Genomic DNA, 15,611 nt, shown 5'->3' with positions numbered 1-15,611 from the left:
GGGGCGCGGGCGCCGGTTCAGGCGCACACGTCCTGGACGGTCGTCGGCTCGCTGAGGGTCAGGGCCCGGCCGGCGGTGGAGGACCAGGTCAGGGTGGTGCCCGCGGCGTGGATGTCGATGCCGGTCACGGCGGTCGCGCCCCAGGTGTGGGCGAAGGCGCCGCGGGCGGTGAGGTCGGTGCAGGGGCCCGTGCCCTCGAAGACGAGCGCGGAGCGGCCGGTCGCCACGTTCATGTCGGTGCCGGACTTCTGCGGGGGCAGCAGGAAGCCGACGCCGTAGGGGGAGAGCTCCGCGGCGTCCTCGCGGCTGACGCTGGGGTACTGGGACGTGGTGCCGCCGTGGTGGACGACCTTGACGATCGGGGTCGTCGGCACGTCGAACCAGGTGACCACGGCCTGGTCGCCCGTCATCGGGGCGGCCGGGACGGCGTCCCACCGCCAGGCGTTGATGGCCACCCAGCGGTCGCGGCCGTCGACCTCGGCGATCACATAGACGTCGGGGGGCGCGACGGTGAGGCCGTCCGCGGGCGGGAGGGCGGCGGATCCGGCGCGCGTCATGCAGGCGCGGTCGGCCAGGGCGGCGTCGATCTCGGCCCGGGTCGCGCCGTCGGCCGCGAGCCGGTCGACGAGCGCGAGCACCTCGCCCGCCCCCGCCTCGGTGGTCACGGTGATCTCGGGCGCACACCCCTCCTCCCGGTCCGCCCCCGGCTCACCGGCGAGGGCGGGCGAGCCCGCCGTGCCGGACAGAGCGGTCACCGCGGCGAGGGTCATCAGGGCCGTCGCTGTTCCGCGTCGCATGTCGCCTCCCGATTTATCGATATGACTACGTGACGCGAGACGTCGCATTTTAGCCCAAAGGCGCAGCACGGGACAGATCAGCGACGAACGGCCGACGGATCGAAGCCGAACGGCAGCTCCAGCCGATGGCGGCTCAGCAGCGCGCCGTCACGGAGGAGTTCGGGGGTGGGGGCGTCGGCGGCGATGACGCCCTCGCTGAGGATCACCGCCCGCGGGCACAGTTCGAGGGCGTAGGGGAGGTCGTGCGTCACCATCAGCACGGTGACGTCCAACGAGCGCAGCACGTCGGCGAGTTCGCGCCGGGCGGCGGGGTCGAGGTTGGCCGAGGGCTCGTCGAGGACCAGGATCTCTGGGTTCATCGCCAGCACGGTGGCCACCGCGACGCGGCGCCGCTGGCCGAACGAGAGGTGGTGCGGCGGCCGGTCGGCGAAGGCGGCCATGCCGACCCGTTCCAGCGCGCCCGTCACCGCGGTGTCGAGCTCGGCGCCGCGCAGCCCCGCGTTGGCCGGGCCGAACGCCACGTCGTCGCGGACCGTCGGCATGAACAGCTGGTCGTCGGGGTCCTGGAAGACCACCCCGACGCGGCGGCGTATCTCGGCCATCGTCGCCTTGCCGACCGCGAGGCCGCCCACCCGCACCGCGCCCGCCCCGGCGGTGAGGATGCCGTTGAGGTGCAGGACGAGGGTCGTCTTGCCCGCGCCGTTCGGCCCGAGCAGCGCCACGCGCTCGCCACGCTCGACGGTCAGGTCGACGCCGAACAGGGCCTGGTGGCCGTCCGGGTAGGCGTAGGCGAGGCCGGTGACGTCCAGCGAGGGCGGCGGCGGTGCGGTCATAGGCTCCATCCCAGCACACACACGGCGAGCGCCGCCGCCGGGAGGGCGACGGCGTGCGCCCACTGCGCGCGGGTGGCGGTGAGCCGCTCGGTGACGGGCATCGTGCCGGTGTAGCCGCGGCTGAGCATGGCCAGGTGCACGCGCTCGCCGCGTTCGTAGCAGCGGATGAACAGCGCCCCCGCGGTCCTGGCCAGCACGCCCCAGTGCCGGATGCCGCGGGCGGCGAAGCCGCGGGACTCGCGGGCGATCCGCATCCGGCGCAGCTCGTCGGTGATGACGTCGCCGTAGCGGAGCATGAACGCCGCGATCTGGACCAGGAGCGGCGGCAGGCCGAGGCGCCGGAGCCCGAGGAGGAGCTGGCGCAGCTCGGTGGTCGCGGCCAGCACGACGGAGGCGGCGACGCCGAGGGTGCCCTTGGCGAGCACGTTCCACGCGCCCCACAGACCGGACTCGCTCAGGGAGAGGCCGAGCCAGACGACGCGGTCGCCCTCGGCGATGAACGGCAGGAGGAACGCGAAGGCGACGAACGGCGCCTCGATCGCCATGCGGCGCAGCACGAACGGCGCGGGCAGCCGCGCCACGCCCGCGACCGCGGCGATCAGCGCCGCGTAGACGCCGAACGCCCAGACCGCCTCGCGGGGCGTGGCGACGACGAGGAGGACGAAGGCGAGGACGGCGATCAGCTTGCAGTGCGCCGGGAGCAGGTGGACCGGGGTGCGACCGGGCCGGTACAGGCGCCCGGTGCCGCTGCCCCGCCCGTGCCCGTGGCCATGTCCGTGTCCGGGGGACGAGGGGGCCACGGGGTCAGGCGTTCTCGGGCTCGCGGCGCGCGGCCTCGGGCCCCGGCTCGGCGCGCGAGGGCGTGCGGGCGCGGCGGACGGCGACGAAGACGCCCGAGCCGACGGCCAGGGTGACCGCGACGCCGGCGGCGCCCGCCAGCGCGGTGGACAGGCGCGCGTCGTCGACGCTCTCCACGCCGTAGTCGGCCAGCGGGGAGTCGGCGAGGCCGTGCTGCTCCGCCTCCTCGATGATCCCCTCGTCGGTGGCCACCCGCTCCAGGCCGTCGGGGTCGGCGGAGGCGTAGAAGCTGACGAACGCGGCCAGGATCACGGTGACGGCGAGGCCGCCCAGCCACAGCGGGCGCGTCGGGCGGCCCGGCGCGTTCGCCGCGACGGGCGCGGGCGCCGACGCGGACTCCGGCTCCGGCGCGCGCTCGCGCTCCGGCGCGGAGGGGGACCCGTTGCGCAGGATCAGCGCGGGCCGCGCCATGTGCGCCGCTCCGCGCACCAGGTCGGGCCTGACGGCGAGGACCGCGCCGACGGTCGCGGCGGTGATGAGGGCCTCGCCGATGCCGATGAGGACATGGACCCCGGCCATGGCGGCGAGGACGCGGCCCAGCGAGACGTCGGCGGTGCCGCCGACCGCGTAGAGGCCGGCGAAGACGACTGCGGCGACCGGGACGGAGATCAGCGCCCCGGCGAACGAGGCGGCGCCGACCGCGCCGGGATTGCGCGGCAGCACGCGCAGCGCGGCCTTGAAGACGCCGTAGCCGACGACGACGGTGACCAGGCCGATCAGCGTGATGTTGGTGCCGAGCGCGGTCAGCCCGCCGTCCGCGAAGAGCAGGCCCTGCATCAGCAGCACCACGGCGATGCAGAGGACGGCGGTGCAGGGGCCGACCAGGATCGCGGCCAGGGCCCCGCCCATGAGGTGGCCGCTGGTGCCCGCGCCCACCGGGAAGTTGAGCATCTGGACGGCGAAGACGAACGCGGCGACCAGACCGGCGAGCGGCGCGGTGCGCTCGTCCAGCTCCCGGCGCGCGCCGCGCAGCGAGACGGCGACCGCGGCGACGGCCACGGCGCCGGTGGCCACCGACACGGGGGCGTTGAGGAATCCGTCGGGAACGTGCATGGCCGGTCTCCGATCTCCGGAACGGCGTTCGATTCGGTGCCGTTTGATAATAAAGCCCTGTTGCGAACCTCTTGCAAGAGCGCCTGCATATCAGATGAACAACCGGAGGCGGGCCGCCCGGCGGGCAGCGAGAAGCCCGGCACCCGGGCCCCGTTCGGGGTCCTGGTGCCGGGCTCGCGCCGGTCGTGGCGGGGGGTCAGCCGACGGGCTGGGGCTCGCGCTCCTGCTCGATGGCATCCCGGCCCTTGCCGTTGGCCTTGAGGTACCGCTCCAGGGACTCGCCCTCGACGTCCACGTTCGGCAGGATGCGGTCGAGCCACCGCGGCAGCCACCAGGCCCGTTCACCGACGAGGCCCATCAGCGCGGGCACGATGACCATCCTGACCACGAACGCGTCGAGGAGCACGGCCGTCGCCAGCCCGAAGCCCATCATCTTGATCATGGCCTCGGCGCTGGTGACGGCGAAGCCCGCGAAGACGCTGATCATGATGACCGCGGCGGCCGAGACCACGCGGGCGTTCAGCTTGAAGCCGGAGACCACGGACTGGTGCGAGTCCTCGCCGTGGACGTGGGCCTCCCGCATCCGCGTCACCAGGAACACCTCGTAGTCCATGGCGAGACCGAAGATCACGCCGACCATGAAGATCGGCATCATGCTCATGATCGGCCCGGTCTCCTCGACCCCGATGAGGTTGGCCGCCCAGCCCCACTGGAAGACCGCGACCACTGCGCCCAGCGCGGCGAGCACGGAGAGCAGGAAGCCGAGCGCGGCCTTCAGCGGCACCAGGATCGAGCGGAAGACGAGCACCAGCAGGATGAACGCGAGGCCGACCACCAGGGTGAGGTAGGGCACCAGCGCGTCGGTCATCACATCGGAGAAGTCGATATTGGCGGCGGCGGCGCCGGTGACCAGCACGGCGGCGCCGGTCTGGGCCTCCAGCTGGGGCGCGAGCTCGTCGCGGAGCTCGTGGACCAGCTCCGTGGTGGCGTGGTCCGAGGGACCCGTCGTCGGGAACGCCAGGACCGTGGCCATGGTCCCGTCCGCGTTGGGCTGGGCGGGGGCGGTGGCGGCGATGGCGTCGTTCTGGCTCAGCTCGTTGGTCAGGGCCTCGGTGGCCGCGTCGAGGTCCACGCCGTCGCCGCCGTCGACCGTCATCATCAGCGGGCCGTTGAACCCGGGGCCGAAGCCCTCGCTGAGCATGTCGTACGCCTTGCGCAGCGTGGAGTCCTCGGGCTGGGTGCCGTTGTCCGGCAGGCCCATCTCCATGCTGGCGACCGGCACCGCGAGGACGCCGAGGCCGAGGACGGAGACCACGAGCACCAGGGCCGGGCGGCGCAGGATCGCGCGGGCCCAGCGGGTGCCGCCGTTCTCCTTGCCGTTCTTGTAGAGGGAGGCGGGGACGCCGGTCTGCGGGTTCTGCTTGCGCAGGCGGCGGCCGAATATTCGCTTGCCCACGAGGCCCAGGACGGCGGGCACCAGGGTGAGGGCGACCAGCACGGCCACGGCCACGTTCGCGGCGGCGGCGAAGCCCATCTTGGTCAGGATCGGGACGTTGACGACGGCGAGGCCCGCGAGCGCGATGATCACGGTCAGGCCGGCGAAGACCACCGCGGAGCCCGCGGTGCCCGTGGCGCGCCCGGCGGCCTCCTCGTGGCTGTGGCCCTCGATCAGCTCGGCGCGGTACCGCGAGACGATGAACAGGGCGTAGTCGATGCCGACCGCGAGGCCGATCATCATGGCCAGGATGCCGGTGGTCTCGGACAGGCCGAGGGCGGTGGACAGCGCGGTGATGCCGAGCATGCCGATCATGACGCCGATCAGCGCGGTGATCAGCGGAAGACCGGCGGCGACCAGCGAGCCGAACGTGATGAGCAGCACCACGGCGGCCACCGCGATGCCTATGACCTCGCCGCCGCCCATCTCGGGCTCGCCGAAGGCGACGTCGCCGCTGGCCTCGACGGTGAGGCCCAGCTCCCGTCCGCTCTCCAGCGTGCTCATGAGCTGCTCGTGCATCTCGGTGGTGACCTCGCCGAACGCGATGTCGTAGTCCACCGTGGTGTAGGCCGTGGAGCCGCTCACGGCGCCGGAACCCTCGGCGAACGGGTCGGTGACGCCGAGGACCTCGTCGCCCGCCTCCAGCTCGGCCAGCACCTGCTGGACCGCCGACCGGTACTCGGCCGCGGTGATGTCGGCGCCGTCGGGAGCCTGGAAGACGACGGTGGTCTCCACGGAGTCCGCGTTGGCCTCGGGGAACTCCTCTTCCATCAGGTCGAGGGCTTCCTGGGACTCGGTGCCGGGCAGCGCGAAGTCGTCGGGGACGGCCCCGCTGGACGAGGCGGCGCCGGCCCCTATACCGAAGAGCAGCGCCACCCAGAGCAGCACGGCCCACCAGCGCCGCCTGAAGCAGAGGCGGCCGAGCTTGTACAGAAACGTAGCCACGGGGCAGGTTCTCCTGTCCGGGTGTCATGTGGTCATCAGATGAGAAGTCGGCTCATGGCACGAGACGCGACATCCGCGGGGCAGGGTGAGCCCCGGGTAGGGAAAGTGACTCAGATCACCATCTCGGCCTCTTGGTGACTTGCCGGGGCAATCCCCGAGCCGAAGCATGGAACCGTGAGCGACGAACTCAACCCATCCGCCGCAACCCCGAGGACATCACGGGAGCTTGACGGCTATCTGCGATTCCCGCATCTGCACGGTGAACTGCTGTGCTTTGTCGCCGAGGATGATCTCTGGCTGGCGCCCTTGCCCGCCCCTGGCCGGGAACCCGGCCGAGCCTGGCGGCTCACCGCCGATCGTACCCGGACCGGCCCACCGAGGTTCTCGCCCGACGGCCGGCACATCGCGTTCACCAGCTGGCGGACGCTGGACCCCGAGATCCACCTCGCCCCGGTGGACGGCGGTCCCGTGCGGCAGCTGAGCCACTGGAGCTCGTACGACACGCGGGTCTGCGGCTGGGCCCCCGCCGACGGGCCGGGGGAGAGCCGGATCCTCGCGGTCGGCTCGCACCATCAGCCGTTCTCGCATTTCACCTGGGCCTACAACGTTCCCCTGGACGGCGGGCCGGGCGAGCAGCTTCCGTGGGGGCCGGTCGCGGACATCGCGGTCTCCGGATGCGGCGGCGAGCGCCGCACCCTGCTGCTCACGGGGAAAGCCCCGCACGAGCCGGCGGCGTGGAAACGGTACCGGGGCGGGGCGGCGGGAAAGCTGTGGCTGCACGGAAAGCGATTGCTGCCCGATCTGAAGGGCCATATCGACAGCCCGATGTTCGTCGGTGACCGGATCGCGTTCCTCTCCGACCATGAAGGCGTCGGGAACTTGTATTCCTGCCGTCCGGACGGCTCCGAACTGTGGCGTCACAGCGATCACGACGCCGTGTACGCCCGGCACGCCTCCACGGACGGGCGGCGGGTGGTCTACCAGAGCGGCGGCGACCTGTGGCTCGCCGAGGACCTGGGCCCCGGCTCCACGCCCCGCCGCCTCGGCGTGCGGCTCGGCGGCCCGCGCACCGGACGGCGCCCGTACCAGGTGCGGACCTCGGAGCATGTGGACGCCCTGTCGGTGGACACCACGGGGCGGGCCAGCGCGGTGTGCGTGCGCGGCTCGCTGTACTGGCTCACCCACCGCGACGGGCCCGCGCGCGCCCTGGCGGCCACGCCGGGCGTGCGGGTGCGGGAGCCGGTGATGCTGGGGGACACCGGGCGGATCGCCTATGTGACGGACGCCACGGGCGAGGACGCGATCGAGGTCGCCCACCTGCCACGGGCCGGCGGGGGCGAGGCCCTGGACCGCATCGCGGCCGGTGCCCTGGGCCGGGTGTGGGAGATGACGGCGTCGCCGGACGGGCAGACCCTCGCGGTGGCCACCCACGACGGGCGGCTCCTGGTGATCGCCGTTCCGGCACCCGATGTCCCCGATGACGGCGAGGGGACGGACGCCGAGGAGGGGACGGACGCGGAGGAGACGGAGAAGGGAGAGGAGGGCGAGCGGAACGCGGAGGACGCCGTGGGCGAGGGGGCCGGGGAAACGGCGGAGCCCGAGGCCGCGCCCGAGCCGCCGCGCCTCGGCGAGGTGCGGGAGATCATCCGCTCGGTCAACGGTCCGGTCCGCGACCTCGCCTTCTCCCCCGACTCGGCGTGGCTGGCCTGGGCACACCCGGGCATCGGGCGTTCGCTCAGCCAGATCAAGATCGCCCACCTCGCCGGCGAGGAACGCACCCTCCTCGACGTCACGGACGGCCGCTTCGAGGACGACGAGCCGGTCTTCACCCTCGACGGCCGGTATCTGGCGTTCCTGTCCTGGCGCGGCTTCGACCCGGTCTACGACGTGCACACCGGCGACCTGTCGTTCCCGCTCGGCTGCCGCCCCTACCTGGTGCCGCTCTCCTCGGCGACCAGGTCCCCGTTCGCCATCACCCCGGAGGGACGGCCCGCCGCCGGGGGCCTCGACCCGGACGACATGGGCGGCGAGGACGGAACGGTGCGGGTGGAGGCGGAGGGTCTCGGCAGCAGGGTGGTCCCGTTCCCGGTGCCCGCGTCGAAGTACTCCGCGCTCCACCCGGTGAGCGGCGGCGGCCTGGTGTGGCTGCGCTGGCCCATCTCCGGCGCGCTGGGCGAGACGTTCGTCAACCCGGACGACACCTCGGGCAAGCCGACGCTGGAGCACTTCGACCTGGCCAAGGCCAAGCGGACCGAACTGACCGACCACGTCGACTGGTTCGCGCCGAGCGGCGACGGAACGCGCCTGGTGGTGTGCGAGGACAGCCAGTTCCGCGCGGTGTCCGCCACGGAGAGCGGGGACAGCGACGCGGGCGGCTATGTGGATCTGCGCCGAATCGTTCATGTGGCGGACCCGGCGGCCGAGTGGCGGCAGGCGTTCGACGAGGCGGGGCGGATCGTCCGCGACTTCTTCTGGGAGCCGAAGATGTGCGGCGTGGACTGGGCGGGGGTGCTCGACCTGTACCGCCCGCTGGTCGAACGGGTCGCCAGTCCCGACGAGTTCGCCGATCTGCTCTGGGAGACGCTGGGCGAGCTGGGCACCTCGCACGCGTATGTCTCTCCCGCGCGGCGCAACGAGGGGCCCCCGCAGTACCAGCGCGCGCACGGCCTGCTCGGGGCCAACTTCGTGCGGAACAAGGAGGGTTCCTGGCAGCTGGCGCGCATCCTGCCCGGCGACTCCTCGGATTCCAGGGCGCGTTCGCCGCTGGCGGGCACCCATGTGCGCGAGGGCGCGGTGCTGACGCACGTGGGCGGGCGGCCCGTCGATCCCGTGGCCGGGCCCTGGCCGCTGCTCGCGGGCACCGGCGGCAACAGCGTCGAACTCACCTTCACGGAGAGCCGGTCCGAGAGTGAGGGGGAGAGTGAGGGTGAGAGTGAGGGGGACGGCGGCGGCGAGGAGGGCGAGGCAAGGCCGCGCCGCATCGCGGTGGTGCCGCTGGTGGACGACCGCTCGCTGCGCTACCAGGACTGGGTGGCCAGGCGCCGGGAAGTGGTGCGCGAGCTGAGCGGCGGGCGGTGCGGCTATGTGCACATCCCGGACATGGGCGGCTCGGGGTGGGCGCAGTTCAACCGCGACCTGCGGATGGAGTTCTCGCGGCAGGCGCTGGTCGTCGACGTCCGGGGCAACGCGGGTGGCCACATCAGCGAGTTGGTCATCGAGAAGCTGAGCCGCACCATCCTGGGCTGGGACCTCACGCGGAACGCCCAGCCGGTCAGCTACGCGTCCAACGCGCCGCGCGGCCCGGTGGTGGCGGTGGCCGACGAGGCGACCTCGTCGGACGGCGACATGATCACGGCGGCGTTCCGGCTGCTGGGGATCGGCCCGGTCGTGGGCTGCCGCACCTGGGGCGGCGTGGTCGGGATCACCGGCTCGCACGAGCTGGGCGACGGGACGAGCATCACGGTGCCGATGAACGCGGCCTGGTTCGACGCCTACGGCTGGGATGTGGAGAACCACGGCGTGGTCCCCGACATCGAGGCGCTGCGCACGCCGCTCGACTGGGCGGAGGGGCGGCCCGTGGTGCTGGAGACGGCGGTGCGCGTGGCCGTCGACCTGCTGGAGCGCCATCCGGCCAGCTCCCCGCCCGGCTACCGGGACCTGCCCGACCGCAGCCGCCCGCCGCTTCCGCCGCGCACGGTGGGCTATGGGGCCTGAGGCGATGCGCCCGGAATGCGCCCGGAATGCGCCGAATGCCGGACCATGCCACGCTGGTCACGGTCCACCGTCTCACACGTCGAGGAGTAGGCATGGGCATGTCAGATCAGTTCAAGGATAAGGCCCAGGATCTCCAGCAGCGCGCCAAGGACGCCATGGGCGGCCAGGAGAAGAACCAGGAGGAGGGCCAGGACGAGCAGAACATGAGCGACGAGGACCGGCAGAACACCATGGACGAGTCCCGGAACCGCCGCGAGCAGGACTGACCGCGCCGGGGCGCGCCCCCCACCGGGTGCGCCCCCGCGTCGCAACACGAGCCCGCCGCCAACTCGGCGCGGGCCGTTACCCCTTGGCCTGCCCGCCCGCCACCGGTGGGCGGTACCGTCGGCACTGTGAGCGACACGCGACCCGTTGATCCGGAGGCCCGCCGCGTTCGGGAGGGCATCGCCACGGTCTGCGCCGGCCTGACGCACGTCCGGAGGCTGCTGAACGACCACGGCGACCCCGCCGCGCTCGACGCCCTGCTGGCGGCGCTGCGCGGCGGCGCCGACCCCGCCCCCGCGCTGGACCGGCTCCAGGGCGCCCTCCGCGAGGCCGAGATCGCCAGGAGCCCCCACTACGACACCGGGACCCCGCGGGGCTCGGAGCCCGGGCCCCGGACGCCCGCGAGCGGCGGTTGGAGCGACCTGCCGGTCACCTCCCGCCGGGCGGAGGCCGTGTTCCTCTGTCCCGTCGGCGCCTGCTCGCGCAGCTGGCTGCCCCCCGGGGAGGAGACGGCCACCCCCGTCTGCGAGGCCACGGGGCGGCAGTTGCGCTGGGAGCGCATCTGACGTGGGCGGCCTGCTGAGCGAGCTCGGGAAGCAGCTCGCCGAGCGCTGGATGGCGCTGCTCGTGCTGCCGGGCGCGCTCTTCGTCGCCGTCCTGGCCTCCGCGCACGCGCTCGGCCACACCCACCCGTTCGACGCGGACCGCCTCGCGAACCGGCTCGACGCGTGGGCCGCGGCGCCCCGCCTCGACACCACGGGCGGCCTGGTACTCCTCCTGCTGGCCGTGCTGCTCGCCGCGGCGGGCGCGGGGCTCGCCGCCCAGGCGCTGGGCTCGGCGGCCGAGCGCGCCTGGCTGACCACCGGCACCGCGCCCCGGCGGCTGACCGCCCGCAGGCTCCGGCGCTGGGAGGCGGCCACGCGGGCGTACGAGGCGCGGCGCGCGGAGCTCGCCGAGGCGCGCGCGCTGGGCGCGCCCCCACCGCCGGGCCCCGGTCTCGCGGAGGCGCGCGCCGGGATCGAGGCGGTGGCGCCGGAGCGCCCCGCGCGGCCGACCTGGATGGCCGACCGGCTCAACGCCCCCGCGGTCCGCCTCGACCGCGAGTACGACCTGGACCTGGCCACGGTCTGGCCGCACCTGTGGCTGGTCCTCCCCGACACCACCCGCGCCGAACTGGTCGCCGCGCGCGAGGCGTTGACCCGTTCCGCCACCCTCGCCGGGTGGGGCGCCCTCTATCTCGCGGTGGCCGCGCTGTGGTGGCCCGGCGCGCTGATCGCCGCCGTCACCGTGGTCACGGGGTGGCGCCGCGCCAGGACGGCGACCGACGCCTACGCGCTGCTGATCGAGGCCGCGGCGCGCCTGCACACGGCCGAACTCGCCCAGCAGCACGGGCTGTTCACGGACTGGCGGCTGACGCGCCGCACCGGCTGGCAGCTCACCTGCCTCGTCCAGGGCCAGGGCCACCTGATCCCGCTCACCGGCGAGGACGGCGACGGTGACGACGGTGACGACGGGGATGCGGGCGTGGGCGGGGGCGGGGGCGGCCGATGAGTTCCGGGGCTCCCCGGGGTCTGCCCTGCCGTACGGACCCACCCCCTGGAGGAGCCATGCCGGTCACCGAGCCGACCACCGACCTGGACGCCCGCTACAGCCAACCGGAGGCGACCGCGACCAGCTGGGCCGAGGCCATCGAGGTGCTGGAGGGAGCCGGGATCTTCTGGGTCACCACGGTGCGGCCCGACGGCCGCCCGCACGTCACCCCGCTGCTCGCCGTCTGGCTGGAGGGGGCGCTGTGGTTCACCACCGGCCCCGAGGAGCGCAAGGCGCGGAACCTCGCGGCCAACCCCCGCACCGTCCTGACGACCGGGACGAACGCCCTGCGCGATGGGCTCGACGTGGTGGTCGAGGGCACGGCCCGCCGGGAGAGCGACGACGCCCTCCTGACCCGCCTCGCCGGGGCGTATGTGACCAAGTACGGCCCCGACTGGACGTTCACCGCCCGCGACGGCGCCCTGCACCACGCGGGCGGCCCGGCCGCCCTCGCCTTCCGGGTCGAGCCCGAGACCGCGTTCGGCTTCCGCAAGGACACCTACGGCCAGACCCGCTGGCGCTTCTGACCCCGGGCGTCCGGCCTCACGGCCGGGTGGGGGCGCCTCCCGCGGGAGGGGTCCCGGGGAGTTCGGCCGCGGCGCCGCCCGGGCCGACGAGCCCCCGGTGGCCCACCCCTTCCGGCCGCGGCACCAGGCGGCGGAACTGCCGCTGCCCGAGCGGCCCGCCCACGAAGGCGGGCAGCAGCCCGCGCGCCGGCGCGAAGGCGCGCAGCCACGGCTGCGCCCAGACGTGCGGCGCGCGCCGTTCGATCCCGGCCACCAGCCGTTCCACGGCGGGCTCCAGCGGGCAGGTCCGGTTCAGCGGCCACGGCAGCCCCGCGCGCGCCCGTGCCAGCACCGCGTCGTCGTCGGCGGCGCGGGCCATGTCCGTGTCGGTCCAGCTCAGATAGCCGACGCCGACCGCCACGCCGGAGCGCGCGACCTCGGCGCGCAGGCTGTGCGCGAACGCCTCCGCGCCCGCCTTGGACGCGCAGTACGCGGTCATCAGCGGGGCGGGCGCCAGCGCGGCGAGCGAGGCGATCTGGAGGAAGTACCCCTTGCGCTGGACGAGATGGGGCAGGAACGACCGGCAGGTGACCGCGGAGCCGACCACGTTGACCTCGATGACCCGCCGCCAGGTGGCGTCGTCGGACTCGGCGAACGGACCGCCCGCCGCCACACCGGCGTTGGCCACCACCACGTCCACCCCGCCGAAACGGGCCACGACCTCGGCCGCCACCTCGCCCATCGCCTCCGCGTCGGTGACGTCCGCGTGCCAGTGGCCCGCGGCGCCCGGCAGCGCGGCGCCGACCCGTTCCAGCTCCTCCGCCTCCAGGCCGACCAGCGCGACTCTGGCGCCGCGCGCCGCGAGCGAACGGGCGAGCCCCGCCCCTATGCCGCGGGCGGCGCCGGTGACGACGGCGACCCGGCCGGCGAGCGGGCGGGGGCGGGCGGCGCGGCGGATGGCCTGCACGGAGTCCTCCCTCTTCGTCCTGCTTCTCGTCCTGCTTCTCGTCCCGTTGGTCACGCGGCTCCCCTCCGCCGGGCCCGGCCGGGCGCGGGGCGGTCAGGCATGCGCCTTGACCAGGGAGCGCAGTATCTCGCCGACCGTGTCCGGCGCTTCGTAGGGCGTCATATGGCCGACGCCGGGCAGCGCCCGGTATCCGGCGGGGCGCGGCAACCGGGCGGCTATGCGGCGGGCGTGCGCCGTCGGCGTGAGCCGGTCCGCCGTGCCGTGGACCAGGGCGACGGGCAGGTCCAGCAGGTCGATGTGGGCGGCGAGGTCCAGTCCCGCCATCACCCGGCCCCACTCGGCGCGCGCCCGCCGCGGGCTGGCGTGCACCATGCGCGTGATCGCGGTGCGCTGCTCCTCGGTGACGTCCTGGCCCATGGTGATGTAGTGGACGATGTTCTTCGCCAGCCGCGTGACCGGGCCGTAGGACAGGCTCGTGGTCAGGAACAGCCGGTGCCCCCGGTGACGGAGCGCGGGGAACCGGAGCGGCAGCACCGCGGAGTCGCCGACCAGCCGGTCCGCGCCGGTGCTGCACAGCAGCACGGCGGCGGCGCGTTCGAGTAACCGGGGGCGCGCGGCGGCGGCGAGCACGCTCATCGCGCCCATCGAGTGCCCGGCGACCACGGCCCGCCGCCCCGCCGCGAGGGTCGCGTCGAGCACGGCGCACAGGTCGTCGGCGAGCGCCTCACATGAGCAGCTTCCCGGGGTGGCGGGGGTGCGGCCATGGCCGCGCTGGTCGTAGACGACCACGCGGTGGTCGGCGCGCAGGAGGCGGATCAGCGGATACCAGAAGGTCACGTTGCAGGCCCAGCCGTGCGCGAGGACGAGGGTGGGCGCGTCGTCCTGGCCGTGGATCTCGGTGTGCAGCCGCGCGCCCCCGGTGGAGACGGTGGTCAGGACGCGGTGTCCGGGGTCAGCCATGGCGCAGCACCTCGTACTCGGAGAGGTCGAGGGTCCTGGTGGAACGGGCGAACTCCCCGGTGGACCCGGGCCAGATGGTGGTGTTGCGGCCCCGCGAGTCCAGGTACCAGCTGTCGCAGCCGCCGCTGTTCCACACCGAGCGGGCGAGGCGGCGCTGGAGGCGGGCGTTCCAGGCGGCGACGGCCTCCCGGCGCGGGGTCAGGGCGGCCCGGCCCGGCTCCCCGCTCCGCCCGCCCGGCCCCGCTCCCTTGCCGAGGGCGTCGAGTGTCTCCATGTAGTGGGCGAGATACTGGAGTTGGGCCTCGATGATGAGGATCATCGAGGTGTGCCCCAGGCCGGTGTTGGGCCCGATGATCGTCAGGAAGTTGGGGAAGCCCGCGGCCGTGGTGCCGCGCAGCGCGGCCATTCCCTCGCGCCACTCCTCGGCCAGCGTGAGGCCCGCGCCGTTCGTGACACGGTGGGCTATCGGGACATCGGTGACGCGGAAACCGGTGCCGAAGACGATCGTGTCGGCCTCGGCCTCGCGGCCGTCGGCCGCCACCAGCGTGGAGCCCCGGACCTCCCGCAGCCCGGCGGCCACGAGCCGGACGTGCGGCTTCTGGAGCGCCGGGTACCAGTCGTTGGAGAGCAGGATCCGCTTGCATCCGATGCGGTAGTCGGGGGTGAGGGCGCGGCGCAGCGCCGGGTCGCGCACGGAACGGCGCAGGTGGACGCGGGCCAGGCCCTCCAGCGCGCGCATCAGGTCGGGGTGGCCGGTGAACGCGCCGCCGTGCGTCTCCCTGACGCCCCTGAGGAGGTGGCGGCGCAGCGCGCGGGTGAAGGGGAACCGGCCGTGCATCCACCGCTCGGCGTCGCTGATCGCCCGGTCGGCCCGGGGGATGACCCAGGGCGGGGTGCGCTGGAAGACGGTCAGCTCGGTGACCTCGCGCTCGATCTCCGGCACGAACTGGACGGCGGAGGCGCCCGTTCCGACGACGGCGACGCGCCGGCCGCGCAGCCGGTGGCCGTGGTCCCAGCGGGCGGAGTGGAAGACCCGCCCGGGGAAGTGGTCGAGCCCCGGCACCTCGGGCAGCGCCGGCTCGGACAGCGGCCCGGTGGCCGCGACGATCACGTCGGCGGTGAGGTCGCCGCTGGAGGTGCCGATGGCCCAGCGCAGCGCGTCGTCGTCCCAGCGCGCCGACTTCACCTCGGAGTCGAGGCGGATGTGCGGGCGCAGGCCGTAGGTGTCGGCGACCCACTCCAGATAGGCGAGGATGTGCGGCTGCCGCGCGAAGTTCCGCGGCCAGCGCGGGTGGGGGGCGAACGAGAACGAGTAGAGGTGCGAGGGAACGTCGCAGGCGCAGCCGGGGTAGGTGTTGTCGCGCCAGGTGCCGCCCACGGCGCCCGCGCGCTCCAGCACGACGAAGTCCGTGACGCCCGCGCGGCGCAGGCACACCGCCGCGCCGAGGCCGCCGAACCCCGCGCCGATCACCGCAACCCGTACATGCATCCGTCCGCCTCCGCATGATCGTTCCGCCTGTGGTCGGGCCCGTGGGGGAGGGTAGGGCAGAAGCGTACTGATCGGTAGGGCGCCGGGAGGAGAACGGACGGGAACCCTAGTCGCGCTGTCCCGGCGCGGGGTGGGAGGGG

General features: G+C 74.2%; 13 protein-coding genes. 5 read left to right on the top strand and 8 right to left on the bottom strand.

All coding sequences use genetic code 11. The features are described from left to right. Positions 1 to 17: 17 nt before the first annotated feature. From ADY01_RS20790 to ADY01_RS20770, 5 genes are all read right to left on the bottom strand, one after another. Positions 18 to 797 carry a hypothetical protein gene (locus ADY01_RS20790; RefSeq protein WP_159001322.1) on the bottom strand — a complete coding sequence of 260 codons (780 nt, stop codon included), beginning with the start codon at positions 795 to 797 and terminating at the stop codon, positions 18 to 20. 77 nt (positions 798 to 874) lie between these two features. Then, positions 875 to 1,630: an energy-coupling factor ABC transporter ATP-binding protein gene (locus tag ADY01_RS20785; protein ID WP_049575715.1), complete on the bottom strand. Its 756-nt coding sequence runs from the start codon at positions 1,628 to 1,630 to the stop codon at positions 875 to 877. Next, complete coding sequence (cbiQ, locus tag ADY01_RS20780) at positions 1,627 to 2,430, bottom strand: cobalt ECF transporter T component CbiQ (protein ID WP_078900456.1); 804 nt, start codon at positions 2,428 to 2,430, stop codon at positions 1,627 to 1,629. The genes ADY01_RS20785 and cbiQ overlap by 4 nt, the downstream gene beginning before the upstream one ends. A 4-nt stretch (positions 2,431 to 2,434) precedes the next feature. After that, a complete protein-coding gene (locus tag ADY01_RS20775) occupies positions 2,435 to 3,541 on the bottom strand; it encodes an energy-coupling factor ABC transporter permease (protein WP_049575712.1) in 1,107 nt (368 codons plus the stop codon). A 196-nt stretch (positions 3,542 to 3,737) separates the two neighbouring features. Beyond that, on the bottom strand, positions 3,738 to 5,981 hold the full coding sequence (locus ADY01_RS20770; RefSeq protein ID WP_049575709.1) for an MMPL family transporter: 2,244 nt from the start codon (positions 5,979 to 5,981) through the stop codon (positions 3,738 to 3,740). A gap of 174 nt (positions 5,982 to 6,155) precedes the next feature. Here ADY01_RS20770 and ADY01_RS20765 point away from each other — a divergent pair, with 174 nt between their 5' ends. From ADY01_RS20765 to ADY01_RS20750, 5 genes are all read left to right on the top strand, one after another. Beyond that, positions 6,156 to 9,695 (top strand): S41 family peptidase, encoded by a 3,540-nt coding sequence (locus ADY01_RS20765; RefSeq protein ID WP_049575706.1) that lies wholly within the window; start codon positions 6,156 to 6,158, stop codon positions 9,693 to 9,695. Between the two features lie 98 nt (positions 9,696 to 9,793). Then, positions 9,794 to 9,961, top strand: a complete 168-nt coding sequence (locus ADY01_RS39225) for a hypothetical protein (RefSeq protein ID WP_159001320.1) — start codon at positions 9,794 to 9,796, stop codon at positions 9,959 to 9,961. Positions 9,962 to 10,087: 126 nt separating this feature from the next. After that, complete coding sequence (locus ADY01_RS20760) at positions 10,088 to 10,525, top strand: hypothetical protein (protein ID WP_049575703.1); 438 nt, start codon at positions 10,088 to 10,090, stop codon at positions 10,523 to 10,525. 1 nt (position 10,526) lies between these two features. Continuing rightward, positions 10,527 to 11,510, top strand: coding sequence for a hypothetical protein (locus ADY01_RS20755; protein ID WP_049575701.1), 984 nt, complete (start codon positions 10,527 to 10,529; stop codon positions 11,508 to 11,510). Positions 11,511 to 11,566: 56 nt separating this feature from the next. Beyond that, complete coding sequence (locus ADY01_RS20750; RefSeq protein ID WP_049575698.1) at positions 11,567 to 12,076, top strand: pyridoxamine 5'-phosphate oxidase family protein; 510 nt, start codon at positions 11,567 to 11,569, stop codon at positions 12,074 to 12,076. Between the two features lie 16 nt (positions 12,077 to 12,092). Here the strand turns inward: ADY01_RS20750 and ADY01_RS20745 are convergent, their stop codons facing one another. The 3 genes from ADY01_RS20745 to ADY01_RS20735 all read right to left on the bottom strand — a co-directional run bounded on the left by ADY01_RS20745 (position 12,093) and on the right by ADY01_RS20735 (position 15,471). After that, positions 12,093 to 13,022: a short-chain dehydrogenase/reductase gene (locus ADY01_RS20745; RefSeq protein ID WP_234320333.1), complete on the bottom strand. Its 930-nt coding sequence runs from the start codon at positions 13,020 to 13,022 to the stop codon at positions 12,093 to 12,095. Positions 13,023 to 13,115: 93 nt separating this feature from the next. After that, complete coding sequence (locus tag ADY01_RS20740; protein ID WP_049575695.1) at positions 13,116 to 13,982, bottom strand: alpha/beta fold hydrolase; 867 nt, start codon at positions 13,980 to 13,982, stop codon at positions 13,116 to 13,118. Further along, positions 13,975 to 15,471, bottom strand: coding sequence for a flavin-containing monooxygenase (locus ADY01_RS20735; RefSeq protein ID WP_049575692.1), 1,497 nt, complete (start codon positions 15,469 to 15,471; stop codon positions 13,975 to 13,977). Before ADY01_RS20735 ends, ADY01_RS20740 begins: the two co-directional genes overlap by 8 nt. Positions 15,472 to 15,611: the final 140 nt, after the last annotated feature.

This window comes from Streptomyces sp. SBT349, assembly GCF_001083795.1.
GTDB lineage: Bacteria > Actinomycetota > Actinomycetes > Streptomycetales > Streptomycetaceae > Streptomyces.
This window is presented reverse-complemented; position numbering and strand designations above follow the sequence as displayed.